The organism is Pseudacidovorax sp., assembly GCF_017991995.1.
Lineage (GTDB): Bacteria > Pseudomonadota > Gammaproteobacteria > Burkholderiales > Burkholderiaceae_C > Xenophilus.
Genome location: NZ_JAGOPN010000005.1, coordinates 1 through 16,367, shown reverse-complemented (window position 1 = coordinate 16,367; position 16,367 = coordinate 1). Strand labels below are relative to the sequence as shown.

13 protein-coding genes are annotated in these 16,367 nt (G+C 67.0%); 7 read left to right on the top strand and 6 right to left on the bottom strand.

Going from position 1 to position 16,367, the window contains the following annotated elements:
• Window positions 1–210: 210 nt before the first annotated feature.
• Entirely contained in the window at window positions 211–1,545 is a 1,335-nt protein-coding gene (locus KBC94_RS08120; protein WP_294368468.1) for an NAD(P)/FAD-dependent oxidoreductase, read from the bottom strand.
• A 151-nt stretch (window positions 1,546–1,696) separates the two neighbouring features.
• Here KBC94_RS08120 and egtB point away from each other — a divergent pair, with 151 nt between their 5' ends.
• From egtB to KBC94_RS08095, 5 genes are all read left to right on the top strand, one after another.
• A complete protein-coding gene (egtB, locus tag KBC94_RS08115; protein ID WP_294368465.1) occupies window positions 1,697–2,956 on the top strand; it encodes an ergothioneine biosynthesis protein EgtB in 1,260 nt (419 codons plus the stop codon).
• Complete coding sequence (gene egtD, locus KBC94_RS08110; RefSeq protein ID WP_294368463.1) at window positions 2,956–3,930, top strand: L-histidine N(alpha)-methyltransferase; 975 nt, start codon at window positions 2,956–2,958, stop codon at window positions 3,928–3,930. The genes egtB and egtD overlap by 1 nt, the downstream gene beginning before the upstream one ends.
• A 156-nt stretch (window positions 3,931–4,086) precedes the next feature.
• On the top strand, window positions 4,087–4,368 hold the full coding sequence (locus KBC94_RS08105; protein ID WP_076503862.1) for a DUF427 domain-containing protein: 282 nt from the start codon (window positions 4,087–4,089) through the stop codon (window positions 4,366–4,368).
• Window positions 4,365–5,105 carry a 2OG-Fe dioxygenase family protein gene (locus KBC94_RS08100; protein ID WP_114803592.1) on the top strand — a complete coding sequence of 247 codons (741 nt, stop codon included), beginning with the start codon at window positions 4,365–4,367 and terminating at the stop codon, window positions 5,103–5,105. Before KBC94_RS08105 ends, KBC94_RS08100 begins: the two co-directional genes overlap by 4 nt.
• Window positions 5,106–5,245: 140 nt before the next feature.
• Window positions 5,246–5,692 carry a universal stress protein gene (locus tag KBC94_RS08095; protein WP_017759115.1) on the top strand — a complete coding sequence of 149 codons (447 nt, stop codon included), beginning with the start codon at window positions 5,246–5,248 and terminating at the stop codon, window positions 5,690–5,692.
• Here KBC94_RS08095 and KBC94_RS08090 read toward each other — a convergent pair.
• A complete protein-coding gene (locus KBC94_RS08090) occupies window positions 5,673–6,368 on the bottom strand; it encodes an RluA family pseudouridine synthase (RefSeq protein ID WP_294368441.1) in 696 nt (231 codons plus the stop codon). The genes KBC94_RS08095 and KBC94_RS08090 overlap by 20 nt on opposite strands.
• 240 nt (window positions 6,369–6,608) lie before the next feature.
• Between KBC94_RS08090 and KBC94_RS08085 the strand changes: the two genes are divergently transcribed.
• Window positions 6,609–7,796: an MFS transporter gene (locus KBC94_RS08085; RefSeq protein ID WP_294369192.1), complete on the top strand. Its 1,188-nt coding sequence runs from the start codon at window positions 6,609–6,611 to the stop codon at window positions 7,794–7,796.
• Window positions 7,797–7,824: 28 nt separating this feature from the next.
• Window positions 7,825–8,556, top strand: coding sequence for an RNA methyltransferase (locus KBC94_RS08080; RefSeq protein ID WP_294368438.1), 732 nt, complete (start codon window positions 7,825–7,827; stop codon window positions 8,554–8,556).
• 845 nt (window positions 8,557–9,401) lie between these two features.
• On the opposite strand, the gene KBC94_RS08075 is transcribed toward KBC94_RS08080, so the two are convergent.
• From KBC94_RS08075 to tssI, 4 genes are all read right to left on the bottom strand, one after another.
• Window positions 9,402–10,583 carry a hypothetical protein gene (locus tag KBC94_RS08075; protein WP_294368435.1) on the bottom strand — a complete coding sequence of 394 codons (1,182 nt, stop codon included), beginning with the start codon at window positions 10,581–10,583 and terminating at the stop codon, window positions 9,402–9,404.
• Between the two features lie 80 nt (window positions 10,584–10,663).
• Window positions 10,664–12,349 carry a hypothetical protein gene (locus KBC94_RS08070; RefSeq protein WP_294368432.1) on the bottom strand — a complete coding sequence of 562 codons (1,686 nt, stop codon included), beginning with the start codon at window positions 12,347–12,349 and terminating at the stop codon, window positions 10,664–10,666.
• Between the two features lie 1,095 nt (window positions 12,350–13,444).
• Window positions 13,445–14,539 (bottom strand): DUF4123 domain-containing protein, encoded by a 1,095-nt coding sequence (locus KBC94_RS08065; protein ID WP_294368430.1) that lies wholly within the window; start codon window positions 14,537–14,539, stop codon window positions 13,445–13,447.
• Window positions 14,540–14,553: 14 nt separating this feature from the next.
• On the bottom strand, window positions 14,554–16,367 hold a 1,814-nt coding region (gene tssI / locus KBC94_RS08060), incomplete at its 5' end, for a type VI secretion system Vgr family protein (protein WP_294368428.1).

The window sequence follows — 16,367 nt, the reverse complement described above, 5'->3', positions numbered from 1 at the left end:
CCCGGGAGCAGAAAGGCCGCGCAGGGCGGTGCGCAGCAATGCGCGCCAGTGACACAGGGGTGTCAGAAATGATGGTTATGGCGGCTATCCAGTTTTTCTGTGGAAAACGTTGGGGATAAGGTGGTGGCGGCGTCGCCAAACCCCATTGTTGCGGTGTGTTTCCTTGGATTGCTGCTTATCTGAGCAGTCGGACGGGGCGCATCGGGCCTCTCAGTCCCGGCCGGCCCGTACCTCGGGCACCACTCGGGCATTGCGGCGGAACGTCCAGTAGGCGCTGGCCCAATCCATCAGCACGATCAGCCGGTTGCGAAAGCCGATCAGGAAATAGACGTGCACGAACAACCAGAACAGCCAGGCCGGATAGCCCGAAAAGCGCAGCGCGCCGAAGGGCGTGGGCACATCGGCCACTGCCGCGTTGCGGCCGATGGTGGCCAGGCTGCCCCAGTCCTTGTAGCGGAAGGCCTGCGGGGGACGTCCGGCCTGGCGGGCAAGGATGTTGCGGGCAGCGGTGCGTCCCATCTGCTTGGCGGCCGGTGAGACGCCCGGCACGGGGCGGGGCGCCTGTCCCGGCACATGGCTCATCGCCGCCGCCAGATCGCCCACCACGCTGATCTCCGGGTGGCCCGGCAGGCTCAGGTCGGCCTGCACGCGGATCCGCCCTGCGCGGTCGCATTCGGCGCCGGTGGCCTCGCCCAGCAGACGCCCCAGGGGCGATGCGGCCACGCCGGCGGCCCAGATCACGCAGCGGCTGTCGATGCGGACGACCTCGCCTTCGCTGCCGCCTTCGCGCACCTCCAGCCCGTGGGCATCGATGCGCGTGACCATCGCATTGAGCCGCACCTTCACGCCCAGCTTCTCGAGTTGCTGCCGGGCCCGTTCGCTCAGGCCCTCGGGCATGGCCTGGAGCACGCGGCTGCTGCCTTCGACCAGCAGCACCTCCGCGGTCGAAGGCACGATGCGGCGGAACTCGCCCGCCAGCGTGTGACGTGCGATCTCGGCCAGGGTGCCGGCCATCTCGACACCGGTGGGGCCGCCGCCGATCACCACGAAGGTGAGCAGCGCGCGTCGACGCTCGGGGTCTTCCTCCAGTTCGGCTAGCTCGAAGGCCGTCAGCACCCGACGCCGGATCTCGAAGGCATCGGCCAGGGTCTTGAGTCCCGGCGCGTCGGCGGCCCATTCGTCATGGCCGAAGTAACTGTGGGTGGCCCCTGCCGCCACGATGAGATGGTCGTAGGGAACGGCATGGCCATTGGTGAGGTGCACGCACTTCGCCGCTGCATCGATGCCGCCGACCTCGCCGAGCAGGGTGGTCACATTCGGCTGCTTGCGGAACAGCCAGCGCGATGGGGCCGCGATGGACGGGGCGGCAAGCCCCGCCGTGGCCACCTGGTAGAGCAAGGGCTGGAAAAGGTGATGGTTGGTCTTCTCGATCACCACGATGTCCATTGGCTTGCCGCGCAGGGTGCGCGCAGCCTCGAGTCCGCCGAAGCCGCAGCCGACGATCACCACGCGTGGAAGGGCAGGGGTGCTTTGTGCAGAGGGCATCGGCCCATTATGGAAGTGCGGGTCGGCGCGCCAGCGGCGTAGCGGGCCTGCGCGCTTTCGTCCTACGTTTCGTGGGCATGCGGCCGGCTACAAACACCGATCCCGCGACGACTGGCCCGCTTTCCGGGAGCCGGAACATCCACGGAGACTCATGACTTCCCACCATTCGAGAACCGCGCTCGCGAGCCCCGATCTGCTGCACGCCTACCGGCAGGTCCGGTCGCACAGCATGGCCCTCGCGGCGCCGCTGTCCGCCGAGGACCAGTGCATCCAGTCGATGCCCGATGCGAGCCCGACCAAATGGCATCTGGCGCACACCACCTGGTTCTTCGAGGCCGTGCTGCTCGATCACCATGCCGCCGGCTACCAGGCGCTGGATCGGCGCTTCCATTACCTCTTCAACTCCTACTACGAAGCGCTGGGGCCGCGGCATCCACGGCCACAGCGCGGACTGCTGACCCGTCCCTCGCTGGAGGAGGTGCTGGCCTACCGCCGCCATGTGGACGTGGCGGTGGAGGCGCTGCTCTCGTCGGCCGACGCACCGACGCTGGCGCGGATCGAGCCAGTGCTCACGTTGGGCCTGCACCATGAGCAGCAGCATCAGGAGCTGTTGCTCACCGACATCCTGCATGCCTTCTCGTGCAACCCGCTGCTGCCTGCGTATCGCGCGCCTTCCGCCCCTGCACTGCGGCTGGCTGCGGCCACGCCGTCGCTGGCCTGGCTGGAGCATCCCGGGGGCATGGCCGCCATCGGGCATGAAGGCGACGCGTTCGCCTTCGACAACGAGGGGCCGCGCCACGCGGTGCTGCTGCAACCCTTTGCCATCGCCGATCGCCTCGTGACCTGTGGCGAGTTCGCGCAGTTCATCGCCGACGGGGGCTACGAGCAGGCGCGCTGGTGGCTGTCCGACGGCTGGGCTGCGGTGCAGTCGCATGGCTGGCGGCACCCGGCCTACTGGCTGCCGCCGGATGACCCCCGCCTTGCCCTGTCGGGCCACCATGGCACGGCGGGCTGGCATGTCTTCGGCCTCGACGGTGTGCGTCCCCTGCAGGCCGATGCGCCTGTCGCCCAGCTGAGCTTCTACGAAGCGGCCGCCTATGCCGAATGGGCCGGCGCGCGCCTGCCGACCGAGGCCGAGTGGGAGGTGGCCGCCGCCACGCTGCCGGGTTTCACCCAGGCGGAGGGCGCCGTGTGGCAATGGACCCGCTCCTCCTACGATCCGTATCCCGGCTTCCGGCCGCTTCCCGGCGTGGCCGCGGAATACAACGGCAAGTTCATGGTGGGCCAACTGGTGCTGCGTGGCGGCAGCGTGGCCACGCCGGCCGGGCATGCGCGGCCGACCTACCGCAACTTCTTTCCGCCGGCCGCCCGCTGGCAATTCAGCGGGCTGCGCCTCGCCAAGGACCTGTGATGTCTCCACCCGTCTCCCTCGCCATCCAGTCCCGCGTTGCCGACGACGGCCGCCGTGCCTTTGCGGACGACCTGGCCAGCGCGCTGGCCCACCGGCCGCGGCGCATTTCGCCCAAGTGGTTCTACGATGCGGAGGGCTCGCGCCTGTTCGACCGCATCTGCGATCTGCCCGAGTACTACCCCACCCGCACCGAACTCTCGATCCTGCGAAGCCGCGCGCCGGAAATCGCCCAGCAGATCGGTCCCGATGCCGAGATCGTCGAATTCGGTGCCGGCTCGCTGGTGAAGATCCGCCTGCTGCTCGACGCCTTGCAGTCGCCGCGCCGATTCCTGCCCATCGACATCTCGGGAGAACATCTGCAGGGTGCGGCACGCCAGTTGCGTACCGACTACCCGGGGCTGGAGGTCACGCCGGTGGTGGCCGACTACACGCAGCACTTCGAGCTGCCCGAGCGGCTGGCCGGTGCCGGCCGGCGTGTCGGCTTCTTCCCCGGCTCCACGCTGGGCAACTTCGAGCCCGACGAGGCGCTCGCCTTCCTGCGCCAGGCCGCCCGCCTGCTGCGGGGTGGCGGCCTGCTGCTGGGCGTCGATCTGGTGAAGGACCCGCAACTGCTGCATGCGGCTTACAACGATGCGCAGGGCGTGACGGCCGCCTTCAATCTCAATCTGCTGGCCCGTGCCAATGCCGAACTGGGTGCGGACTTCGACGTGAATGCCTTCTCCCACGCGGCGTTCTACAACGCGCCCATGCGCCGCATCGAGATGCACCTGGTCAGTCGCCGCGAGCAGGTAGTCACGCTCGAGGGCCAGCGCCATGCCTTCGAGGAGGGCGAGACGCTGCACACCGAGTATTCGCACAAGTTCACCATCGACGGCCTGCGTGCGATGGCGGCGCGGGCGGGCTTCGGCATCGGCCCGGTGTGGACCGATCCGCAGCGACTCTTCAGCGTGCACTGGCTGCCTGCCGTGCAGTGACGGCATAAGCCGGGCGGGCGCCGACCGGGTTGGCGCCCGTTTCCATGTTCAGGCCGCCGCCGGTGGCCCTGGCTTCGGCAGGAGTCGCCACCGAAGCGCGCCGGCAGCGACAATCGCAGCCCGCGCCCGGCGACGGCGCGACGAACTCCTGCCGACATGAAAGCTACCTGGAACGGCGTGACCATCGCCGAAAGCGACGACACCGTGCTCGTCGAAGGCAACCACTACTTTCCCGCCGATTCGCTGCGGCGCGAGTACGTGACCTTCAGCAACAACCACACCGTGTGTCCCTGGAAGGGCACGGCCAGCTACTACTCGTTGCTGGTCAACGGCGAACTCAACCCCGAGGCGGTGTGGTACTACCCCGACCCCAAGCCCGAAGCCGAGATGGTGAAAGACCGCGTCGCCTTCTGGAAGGGCGTGAAGGTCGAGCCTTGAACAGCGCTTTCTCCCCCCTCTACACCCCGCCCGACGAACTGGCCGCCACGTTGCGGCAGGAGGGCTATGCCGTGCTCAACCCGCGCGGCGTGGCCGAGTGGCTGGATCTGCCGCTGACCGACCTGGAAGCCTTGCAGCCCGACTGGGCGCAACTGCCGCCCGATGAATACCTGAAGGACGGCGGGCGCTACCGCCGTCGTCGCCACGCCTGCTTCACCACCGAAGGCGGGGCGCTGGTGCAGGCGCCGCATCGCGCGCATTGGCAGCCGGTCGAATACAACGCGCTGCACGGCGGCATGCAGCGCTGGTTCGCGCCCATGGAGCCCGACACCGTGGCGCGACCTGCCTGGCGCCGACTGCTGCTGAAGACGGCCGAGGCCGCAGCGGCCCTGCGCGGCGACCAGCGCTGGTACATCGAGGCGCACCAGTTCCGCATCGACACCGAAGGCGGCATCGGCCGGCCCACCCCGGAGGGCGCGCATCGCGATGGCGTGGACCTGGTGGCGGTCGCACTCGTGGGACGGCAGGGCATCAAGGGCGGCGAGACCCGCGTCTTCGAGGCGGGTGGCCGGCGCGGCGAGCGCTTCACGCTGACGGAGCCCTGGACACTGATGCTGCTGGACGATCAGCGCGTGATCCATGAATCCACGCCGATCCAGCCGGTCGCCCCCGGGACGCAGGGCTGGCGCGACACGCTGGTCATCACCTGCCGGGCCGGCGGCTTCCAGGGCGATTGATCCAGCGCAGGCTCATGGCCTGCCACCGGCCGCTGCCCCGGCGTCCTACATGGTCCCGTCAGGGTCGCGGGTTACAGTGCACCAAGGCGCCGGCGGCAAGGCCGACCGGCAGGACCAACCCACAGCGAGAGGACACCTTCATGTTCAACCACATCCTGGTTCCCATCGACGGCTCCGAGACGTCGATGCTGGCGGTGAGCAAGGCGAGCGGCCTGGCCCTGGCCTTCGGCAGCCGCATCACGCTGATCCACGTCATCGACAACTATCCCTTCATCGGCGTGGGCGCAGACTATGCCCTGGGCCAGAACGAATACCTGGCCGCTGCCACGGCCAGCGCCAACACGGCCCTCGCCCGTGGCGTGGCGGCCCTGGCCGCCGAAGGCCTGCACAGCGACCAGCGCGTGATCGACGGCCACGTGGTGCACGAAGGCATCGTGGACACGGCCAAAGCGCTGGGCTGCGACCTGATCGTGATGGGCTCGCACGGCCGCACCGGCATCGAAAAGCTGCTGCTGGGCAGCGTCACCCAGCGCGTGCTGCAGGAAGCACCCATGCCGGTGCTGGTGGTCAAGGAGCTGGAGGTCTGAGGTCTTCTCCGGCCACATCCTGAGGGTTTGGCGCGAACGGCGCCGGGCTCTCGACGCGCAAGGCCTCGCCGGTCACCGGATGGCGCAGCTGCAGCACCGTGGCATGCAGCAGCAGGCGTGGTGCGGCGGCGGCCACCCGCCCATCGCCGTACAGCGCATCGCCCAGGATCGGATGGCCCAGCGCGGCCATGTGCACCCGCAACTGGTGCGAGCGGCCGGTCTGCGGCTCCAGCAGCACATGGGTGCTGGCGCGTTCTGGCAACCACTGCAGCGTCCGCCAGCGGGTGAGGCTGGGCTTGCCGGCGGCGTCGACCTTCTGCAAGGGGCGATTGGGCCAGTCCGCCATGAGCGGCAGGTCGATGGTCTGCCAGTGCTTGGATTCCAGCGCGCCGTCGACGATGGCTTCGTAGCGCTTCCACACCTGCCGGCTTGCAAAGGCCTCGCCGAGCATCCGTTGGACGGCGAGGCTGCGCGCCATCAGGATCAGGCCGCTGGTGGCCATGTCCAGCCGATGCACCACCAGGGCGTCGGGCCAGCGCCGCTGGGCGCGGGCGGACAGACAGTCCTGCTTATCCTCGCCCCGGCCGGGCACGCTCAGCAGTCCTGCCGGCTTGTCGAAGACCAGCAGGTGCTCGTCTTCGTAGAGAGTGTCGATGGCGGCAGGGGCGTGGTTCACGGGGCGGCAGTCTAGGCGGGGAGGGCGGCAGCGTGCGCTGGCGGGGTGTCAATGCACCTCGCCAGTCCCAGCCGGGCGTGGTGGGCGCGATGCCGGCGCGCCCTGGTCAGTGAAGGGCGGGGATGCTGGGCTATGCTCGGCTGAATGCCTCCCGCTCCTGCCGACACCGCCGTCGCGCCCGACCCCGCCTCTCCCGCCGAACCCCCCCGTTTCTCCGATCTCACCCGCGTCCGCCCCTTCATGCAGCTGTGGCTGGCACGCTTGCTGGGTACCGCTGCCCAGCAGATGCTGATGGTGGCCATCGGCTGGCACATGTACGACCTGACCGGCAGCGCCTGGGACCTGGGGCTGGTGGGCCTCTACCAGTTCGCGCCCGCGCTGCTGCTGGCGCTGTACGCCGGCCATGTGGTGGACCGGCTGCACCGCGGCCGCATCCTGGCGGCCTGCCTGGGCATGCAGGCCCTCGTGGCGCTGTCGCTGTTGGGAACGCATCTGGGCGGGGGCGACTCGCGCAACCTGCTGCTGGGTCTGTCGCTGGTGCTGGGGGCGGTGCGTGCCTTCCAGATGCCGGCCCAGCAGGCGCTCACGCCACTGCTGGTGCCGCCGCTGATGCTGCCCCGGGCCATGGCCTTCAGCTCGGCGGGGCAGCAGTCGGCCATCATCGGCGGGCCGGCTCTGGGCGGGCTGCTCTTCGTGGCGGGCATGGGTGCCGTGTATGCGACCTGCATCGGCTTCTTCATCGCGGCCGTGCTGCTGGCCGCCACCTTGCGCTACGCCCATGCGGCGCGGCCGCGCGAGCCGGTGACCACCGAAGTGCTGCTGGCCGGTGTGCGCTTCATCTGGCAGCGCAAGCCGGTGCTGGGTGCCGTCTCGCTCGACCTGTTCGCCGTGCTGCTGGGCGGCGCGGTGGCGCTGCTGCCCATCTTCGCCAAGGACATCCTGCATGTCGGCGCCTGGGGCCTCGGCCTGCTGCGCGGCGCGCCGGCGGTGGGGGCGCTGACGGCGTCCATCTGGCTCACCCGGCGACCGGTGGAGCGCCATGTTGGGCGCACGCTGCTGCTGGCGGTGGGCGTGTTCGGGCTGTGCATGGTGGTGTTCGGGCTGTCGCGCAGCTTCTGGCTGTCGCTGGTGGTGCTGGCCATCTCGGGCGCCGCGGACATGGTCAACGTGGTGATTCGCCAGACCCTTGTGCAACTGGAAACGCCCGATGCCATGCGCGGCCGGGTGAGTGCCGTCAATTCCATCTTCATCGGGGCCAGCAACCAACTGGGCGAGTTCGAGTCCGGCGCCACCGCCGCGCTGCTCGGGCCGGTGGGCTCGGTGGTGGCGGGGGGCGTGGGCACGTTGCTGGTCACGCTGGCCTGGTTCCGGCTCTTTCCGACGCTGGCCGGGCGCGACCGCATGGGCACGGGGCAGGCGCGAGAATGACGGGCTTTCCCGTCTGCGACTGTCTTCGATGCGCACCCGTTTCATCCTGATCCACACCAGCCACGCCGGCAATGTCGGCGCCACGGCGCGCGCCATGCGGACCATGGGCTTCGACGACCTGGTGCTGGTGGCGCCGCGCTGGGACAACGTGCTGCGCCGGGAGGAAACAATCCAGCGTGCCAGCGGCGCCCTCGATGTGCTGGAGAAGGCCCGCATCGTGGCCACCCTGGACGAGGCGCTGGACGGCCTGACCCATCTGTGCGCCACGGCCATGGTCTCGCGCGACTTCGGCCCGCCCACGCGGGCGCCGCGCGAGCACTTCGCGGGGCTGGTGCAGGAGGGTGGGCCGCAGCATGTGGGCCTGCTTTTCGGCTCGGAGCGCTTCGGCATGCGCAACGAGGACGTCTACCGCTGCCATGTGGCGCTGTCGATCCCCACGGCGCCCGACTTCGGCTCACTCAACCTGGCGGCCGCTGTCCAGCTGGTGGCCTACGAATGGCGGCAGGCGCTGGGCGGCTTCGAGGTGCGCTCGGCGGCACCGGTGACGCCACCGGCCGACGCCCAGGCCGTGGCCGGCATGCTGGCGCACTGGGAGCGCTCGCTGGTCGAGGTCGGTTTCCTGGACCCGGTCGCCCCCAAGAAGCTGATGCCGCGCCTGGCCCAACTGTTCAACCGCGCGCAGCCGACGATGGAGGAAATCCACATCCTGCGGGGCATCGCGAAGGCGATGGCGGAGAAGCAGCCGCTTCGGCGTTCGTGAGGGTCCTATTGCTTCGGACCTTTTGTGGCTGAACCTAGGCTGGCGGCAGCGCGCTGCATATGGGTGGCCCCTGAAGGAGTGATGGGGTCGGCGCTGCCAAAGGCGCATGGACTCTTGACCGGCTTAGTTGCGTCCATGGCGCGGCTGGCATAATCACCGGCCCCAATCGGATCCGCTTCACGCGGGCCAACAAAGCTGTGATAGAGCTGAGGATCCCGTTGAAGCGGTTGATCAACGCTGCGCGGAAACGCACTTCCGCACGCTCGCCTTGAACCACTGCTGAAACTTAGGCAACAGCGCGGCCGGTGTGGCCAGATTCAACGCCCTGGCCGGCTGCCCTTTTTGTCTGGACCAGAATGGTTTTTCAGAATGGAGAGCCAGGGCCCCATCATGGATCGTAAAAGATCAGGACTTTAGAAAAAACGCTGCTTTATTGAAACAAAAATTACTGGAAAAGCCCACAGGGCGACAGATGCAAACGTCCATATCCCGGACTCTCTCCGTAGCAAGGCAATAAATGATAGCAGGGCGCTCATAAACGTTACAGCTGCCATTGCGTAAAAAACAAGGGCTCCAGCAGCGGGGACTAAATAGATCCTCGGTGTGGATAACATGTCATTCGTCCAGAGTGCAACCGCGATAGCTCCAAGAACTAGCGTCAATATCGAGGCCAAGGAAAATCCGTATTTTTTTGTCGAAGTCATTTCGGATGGGGGATGCGTTGATAGTTTTTGATTGAAGAATGGCACCACTGCCTCTGGCGAGGTGTGGCCCATAATGGGCCGGAAGCATGTCAGGAACTTGGCCGCATTTTCAACGGTATTGCTTCACGCCATAGAAACCGCTCAATTCAAACGAATGTTGGCTCCATCGAGCTTGAGTTGCGCCTTGGCCAGAGGTTGAATCTTGCTCTCCTTGACCTTGGTGCCCTGAAGGTTCACCTCACGACTGATGGTATTGCCGGAAATTTCGAGTTTGCCGATGCGGGAGTTGGAAATATCTACGCTGCCAATCGTGTTGTTCTCCAGTCGCAGATGACGTGATTCGAGCCAGGAGGCATCCATCACGGGCAGGGTGCTGTTGCGGATCAATGCGTATTTGTTTTTTGGCGTAGTGGTCCATTCGTTGGGTTCCAATGGTCGACCTGCTCCCAAGCCTACGGAGAGCGTGGGGTCGGTGCCGAAATTACAATGCTCGATGAGCACTTCCTCGGCGCTGTCCATGCCTACCTCGAAGGAGAAATTTTTCCTTCTTCCGAGAATTTGACATTGGGAGATGGTGAGCTTGCCCATGCTGTGGGCACTTGCGTTGAGATAGCCTCCTCTGACTCGCTCAATGAGTACGTCGTTTTTTATTTCAGCGCCGCTGAGATCCAAGAAGTCTAGGTAGGTATCTTTGATAGTCACGCTTTGTAGATCGCACGCTGCCATATCAAACTTACCCCGTAGTTTGGATGATTCGATTTTTACTGATGAAGAAAAATAGTCTTCTCCGCTGTTGGCTCTGCTATCGGTCCATATTTTTACGTCAGCCGTTTCACAGCTTTCCAGATTGATTTGCTTGTAGCCCGCGAGCGAAAACCACTTCATTCTGCATCTTACGAAAGTCGCATCGCCTCTGCTTCCTATCCCGCCCCAGTGATTTGGGTCTGGATCTGATCCCAAAAAATCACAATCTTCAAGGAGCACATTCGAACTTCCACTGTAATCGAGAACAATGCTTCGTCCCCCTGTTCTGCATCGGATATAGCGAAGGTTGTTGGCTTTTCCCCAGCTTACGACTCCTGCGAAGCGGCAATCCTCAAATGTAGTATTTCTAAGCGATTTCAGTTTTATCTGATAAATTCCAAAAAAATCACAATTAATGAAGTGCAGGTTGCTCCAACTAAGATCGATAAAATTAATCCCGCTAATTTCAGCATCCCGAATTACCAGAACATCGTCGCCTAGTTCTCGCTTCCGCCAATCTGGATTATCAAGATAATTAAATGACTTTTCAATATTTCTGATATTGGTTTTTTTACTCATGGCATATCCCTTGTGATTCGTTACCCACAGGAGCAGCGCATTTTTTCTGATAAAAGATCGGCGCTTCATTGGGTGATATTTTATTTTTCGTCAGTATGTATTATTTCAGATGCGCTGACATAACCGCCATTCTTGTGGTATTTTTCCAAAAATTTCCAATCCGGCACTTCCCCGCGCTCCCCGTGCCATCGCTGAAATGACCAGGTCCGTAGACCCCAATCAGAATTTCCAGCCCAGATATCGAGCGGGAAGACCCAAGGATCCGTGCAATCCATGTCCGTACTCCAGTCCTCATTGCGTACCTTGGGCGCTCTGAGTTGCACTTCAAAGAATGCCTGTTCCACGCCCTGTCCATGATTGCTGCGGGTGGCGGGATTGGAATAGGCCTCAACTGCGCGACTCAGCTTTTCCATGTCCGCCTTGCTGAGTTTCATGGCGCATCCCTTATCGCTACTGTCGAAACTGGGCGTCACGAGGTGCCAGATCTTCAGTGCTTTGCCGCCCCGTCCTTCCCCGCCCTCGAAGACCCAGATCCTCACGCTGGCAATGCAGTCCAGCCTGGCCACCGTAGGACTGAGCTTGATGGGCACGCGCCCGCCGCTGGCCGGCAATTGCACCGACTCGAAGCGCAGCGGCGGCACGATCTTCTTCTCGGGGTCGGCGCTCATCACCGCCAGGTAATCCAGCGCCACGCACAGGCGCGGCTTCTCGTTGAGCGGGCGTCCCGCGCTGCGGCTGCTGCGCAGGGTCTTGATCTGGCGGATCAGCCGCTCGGCCGGGTCCAGCAGCGTGCCCGAGGGCGGGCGCAGCGTCCAGCTGTCGAGTTCGTGGTCGAGGTTCTGCTTGCCGATGGGGCCGCCGCAGCTGGAGACGACGAAGCGGGTGTGCTCGCGTGGGGCCGCAGGCTGGGGACCCTGGATGCCGGGGTCGCGGGCGCTTTGCACTTCGATGCTGCGCACGGGTTGCGTGGGTCGGCTGCTCGTGGGTGTGCTCACCTGGCGCCACGCCACCTCGTACACGCCGCTGCGATGGCTGTGGCCACTGAAGTGCCAGTCCACGCAGGCGTCGGCGGGCACATGCGGGCTGGTGGGGCTGTCTGTGGCGCTCCGGGCGCGCACGGCGGTGTCGAAGTAGCGCGCCTGGTTGATCTCGCAGGTGCCGGTGTTGACGCGGTTGAAGCCGGCCGAGACGACAGGATTGCCGGGCCCGCGCGGCGGCACGAAGCGCATGTTCTGCGGCTTGGCGGAATAGGCGATGGGCTCGTCGTAGTTGATGAGGGTGAAGTGGCTGGCCACGGCCAGGCTGGCGCCTGGGCTGCGGCGCTTGTGCTGCTGGGCCTGGGCCAGCAGGGCCAGTTGGGCTTCGCTGAAGGACCGGGTGGCCCGCGGCAGGACGCCGGTGCCTTGCCGGTCCACACCGCCGACATATTTGCCCGTCAGGCCACTGACCAGGTTCTTGTAGTTCTCGCCCTGACCCCAGCCCAGCAGGGCGAGCACCTGCGTGGCGGGGGAGGGCTGGTGCGGCTCGGCGCCCAGGGGGATCACGGCGTCTTCCAGCGGGGTGAACAGCGCGTAGAACCAGTCGTAGTTGTCCAGGCTGTAGTTGTTGCTGGTCAGCACCTGGGCATAAGTCGGGCCATAGGCGAGGGCGGCCTCGTAGATGGTCATGTTGTGGTCGGCCGCAATGCCCTCGTTGCCCTTGTTGCTGTGCCAAGCACTGGCCTTGTCGAAGTCGTTGTAGGTCGCGGCCAGGTCCTTGATCTGCAACTGCTTGCTTGCATTCGCCGGTGAGCAGCAGGGCGGTGTCGGGGCGGCCGGCGGCGCCGAACTGGTCGAACAGCTGCTTGAGCGCATTGAAGCTGTTGCACACGCGCTGGCCGACGGGCGGCTGGGTGAACTGGGCGTCCTCGATCACCTTGGCGGGCGACTTGGCCAGGGCGCAGTGGCGCACGTTGATGTGCACGTCGCTGAGGTGACCGAGCTTGAGCGGCTTGCGGCTATCCAGGCGGATGACGGGATGCCAGGCGGCCAGGCGCTGGCTGCCCTGGATCAGGTCGCGTGCGCTGGCGGCGGTGGCCTCGACGTCGTACTCCAGCAGCGTCGCTTCCAGGCCGCGGCGCGGGCCGTTGCCGTTGGCCGCCAGGTGGCGGTGGCGTGCGTCGCGCGTCTGGGCGCCGAGGAAGGCCTCGACGATCAGGTCCTGTGCGTGCACGGTGGCGGCCTGGCACAGGGTGGGGTAGTTCTTCTTCTGCTCGGCGGTGGGCTGCACCATCCAGGCGAAGCTCTTGAAGGTGCCCGTCTCGGGCTGCACGGCCAGCGCGTCCAGCGTGAGCTCGACCTCGTAGACGTGAGCACTGCCGAAGCCGGCACTGGCGTAGGCCGCGACGGCCTGGGGGCTGACGGTGGCGAAGGCTTCGCCCATCTGGTTGTGGATGAGGGCGCCGGCGGTGAAGCTGCCCACGCGCCACACGCGGATGGCGCGGCGTGCGGTGGCGCAGTCGCGGCCATCGCCGGTGAGGGCGCCGACGGTGGTGTCGGTGGCGGGCTTGGGGCCTTCCATGGGCACCAGGCGCAGATGGCGGGCGACGGTGGCGGCAGCGCTGTGGGCGCTGTCGCCGTCCATGGGGGTGACGACGGCCTTGCGGTCCTGGCCGAGGCGTCCGGTGGCCGTGTTGGCCACGCCCAGCGGCGCCGCCGTGGCGATGAAGACGCTGCACTTCTTCTGCCCGGGCGCGAGCAGCAGCGGCGTGCCCAGGCTCGGGTACAGGATCACGGCCATCAGCGGCGTGGGCTCGCCGCAGTCGCACAGGGCGCTGGAAGGGGTGGGGTCGGTCATGGCAAAGGGTCGAACGGGCGGCGCGGTCAGGCCCCCTGGAAATGCGAGGGGAGCGCGTCGAGCGCCCGGGCCTGCGCCTCGTACAGACGGCCCAGCATCGGGTCGCGGTCGGCGGCCCAGTCCTGGACGACCTGGGGCGGCAGGCAGGCCAGCAGCGTGTGCAGTTGCGGTGTGGGGCCAGTCTGTTGGGCGGGAGCCTGGTTGGCCAGGGCTGCAGCCACGGCCGGATGTGCATGAAAGCGCGCGTGCACGAGCAGCGCCTGCCGGCAGGCCAGGCTGCGGTCCGTCCAGCCGGAGAGGCCGGTGCTGGCGGCAAAGTCCAGGGCATCGCGGACGATCCGGCGTTGGATCAACGGATGCACCAGCGCCAGCCATTGCGCCGCCACCGGGTCGTCGGCCTCGAGCGCTTCGGCCGTGAGGGCTGCCAGGAGCTGCGGCTCGCCCACGGCGTCGACGGCCTTGCGCCAGGTGAGGGGCAGGGGCAGCCGTCCCGCGGGCGGGTTGGCCGAGAGCCGGGCACGGCCTTTCAGAAAGCGGGGCTGGCCGGACGCGTCCCAGCCCGCCCACCATGTCAGCGGTTGCAGGAAGGCATCGCGCAAGGCCGGCGCCCAGTGCTGGACGGCGTCGAAGCCGATGCGGGGATCGAAGTAGCGCAGCAGCACGGCGATGCCGTGATCGGCCCTGCCGTTATCCAGGGTGCCGTGGAGGAAGCCGCGCAGATGGGCGGCCAGTGCGGGCAGGCGCAGCGGACTGGCCAGCAGCGTCAATGCCTCGTCGGCGGCTTGCCAGGCCAGCGCATCCTGCAAGGCCGCATCCGTGGCCGGTGGCAGCGCGATCAGCCAGGGACCGACATCGACCGATTCGGCCTCCGACGTCTGGAGGAAGAGGCATTCGTGCAGCAGGCCGTGGGTGGCTGCCAGGGACTCGGGCAGGTGATGCAGGCACTGTCCGGCACTCACCAGGGCATAGCGGTGCAGGGGCTGCGAAGCGCCGGGTGATGCGGCGGCGGGCGATTCGAGCAGCCGCTGGATCTGGGCACACAGCCAGCGGTGGAGCGTGGCGTCGAAGGCCTGGCGGACGGCTTGCGCATGTTCGAAGTCGGCGAGAAGGAGGGCGCTCATCCGGCAGGTTCCGCTCAGGCCTGAGGGACGGCCGCCGCGCCGCGACGCAGTGCGCGCTGCATGCATTCCGGGCAGACGCGAGGGGGCAGCTGTGCGAACCGCTGCTCGGCACCCGGTGGCGGGCGCTGGTCGGGCCCGGGCGTGGCATGGCTGGCCGCGTGTTCTAGCCAGACGCCGGGCGTGCCGTGCAGCACGCCGGAGCCGCTCCATTCGCTGAAGCTGGTGCCGCCTTGGATTTCCACCCGCTGGGGTGCCATCAGATAGACGGTGTCCTCGGTGCTGAGCACCTCCACGTCCTGCAGGGCGGTGATCTCGCCCATGTCACTCTGCGCCTCGATCTGGATGTCGCCTTCGCTGGCGAAGGCCTTCAGGCCGTGTTCGAGCGTGAAGAAGCGCAGCCCTTCGGCGACCGCCGCGAGCAGGCGCCTGCCGCTGCTCAGCGACACATGGCCGCCGCTCGTCATCTGGGTGTGCACGGCGCTGTGCAGATGAAGGTCCTGCGTGCTGGTGGCTGCAAGGCCTGCGGGGCTGTCCAGCGCCAGATGGGGTTGCGCCAGTTCTGGGAAGCGACGGGCCGCGGCATCGACCACGCCGCGGCCCTGCAGGGCCTGGTTCTGCTGCTTGACGGCCTGGGCGACGCGGGATTGGTCCTGGTCCTGTTCCTGGGCGGTGGCCTGGACAGCGGCTTCGTGCAGGCCTTCGATCTGGTCGCGTGCACTGGTCAGGCGCCCGACGAGGGAGGCGAGCCCCTTGACGTGGCCTGCGGCGCCGGGCCGCCCCTCGGTGGTGATCAGCATCCCGTCCTTGGCGCGCAGCACGCCGTGCCCATCGGTGCGCAGCTCGAAGCCCTCGCCGCGTGCGTCCTTGCGGCCCTGGTTGTCCTCGATGCGGGTGATCGCCCCCAGGCTCAGGCTGGAGTGCTGGTGGTCGCTCTTCAGCTGGGCCTGGATCTGCCCGGCCGTGTCGTCCATCACCAGGTGGTTGCTGCGTCTGGCCGCGCTATTGCCGCCGCCGTCGGTCAGCTCGCGGCTGCGAAAGCCGCTGAGTGCGGCTTGCTGCGGCAGTTGCCAGGGCGGCAGGTTCAGTTGGTTGTGCACCCGGCCTGTGCAGATGGGCAGGTCCGGATCGCCGCCGAGGAAGTCCACGACCACCTCCTGCCCGATGCGCGGGAGGTGCACGCCGCCCAGCTGGTTGCCCGCCCACGGGCTGCAGACGCGCAGCCAGCAACTGCTGTGCGGGTTCTCCCGGCCCAGCCGGTCCCAGGGGAACTGCACCTTGATGCGTCCGAGTTCGTCGGTCCACAGTTCCTGGCCCTCGGGGCCGACCACGCGGGCGGTCTGCGGGCCGTGGGTGTGGGGCTTGGTGAGGGTGAGCGCCGGGCGCAGGGGCTCGGTGATCGGATGGGCCAGCAGATCCACCTGCACCCGCCAGCGTTGCTGCGACTGGGGCCGCGCTACCGTCGCCCCCGCGGCCAGCGCCGCCTGGCTGTCCTGCCCCACGTCCTCGATGAGGAATTCGGTTTCCAGGACCAGGTATTCCGCATTGGCCGCCTCCCTTGGATGCCCCTGCAGCACGAAGCTGAAGCCCGGCACCATGCCGCGCAGGTTGCCGCTGGCCCGCGCACGCGCCCCCGAGGTGCGCAGCTGCTGCATGCGAAGCCGCGCGATCAAGTCGCCCTCGGCCCACGGGTCATTCGGGCGCGCGGTGCCGGCGCGCGGCTGGGCGTAGTGACTGCCGGCCAGGCTCGCGTGCCAGGCGTAGACCTCCGCCTCCGCAAAGCCGGTCGGCCGCGGATCGCTGCGGCTGACCGACAGGTCGGCCCGGGGGC

Excerpts from the sequence above, each read along its gene's own strand:
- KBC94_RS08120 (WP_294368468.1), bottom strand. The coding sequence starts at position 1,545 with ATGCCCTCTGCACAAAGCACCCCTGCCCTTCCACGCGTGGTGATCGTC.
- egtB (WP_294368465.1), top strand. The coding sequence starts at position 1,697 with ATGACTTCCCACCATTCGAGAACCGCGCTCGCGAGCCCCGATCTGCTG.
- egtD (WP_294368463.1), top strand. The coding sequence starts at position 2,956 with ATGTCTCCACCCGTCTCCCTCGCCATCCAGTCCCGCGTTGCCGACGAC.
- KBC94_RS08105 (WP_076503862.1), top strand. The coding sequence starts at position 4,087 with ATGAAAGCTACCTGGAACGGCGTGACCATCGCCGAAAGCGACGACACC.
- KBC94_RS08095 (WP_017759115.1), top strand. The coding sequence starts at position 5,246 with ATGTTCAACCACATCCTGGTTCCCATCGACGGCTCCGAGACGTCGATG.
- KBC94_RS08085 (WP_294369192.1), top strand. The coding sequence starts at position 6,609 with ATGCAGCTGTGGCTGGCACGCTTGCTGGGTACCGCTGCCCAGCAGATG.
- KBC94_RS08080 (WP_294368438.1), top strand. The coding sequence starts at position 7,825 with ATGCGCACCCGTTTCATCCTGATCCACACCAGCCACGCCGGCAATGTC.
- KBC94_RS08075 (WP_294368435.1), bottom strand. The coding sequence starts at position 10,583 with ATGAGTAAAAAAACCAATATCAGAAATATTGAAAAGTCATTTAATTAT.
- KBC94_RS08065 (WP_294368430.1), bottom strand. The coding sequence starts at position 14,539 with ATGAGCGCCCTCCTTCTCGCCGACTTCGAACATGCGCAAGCCGTCCGC.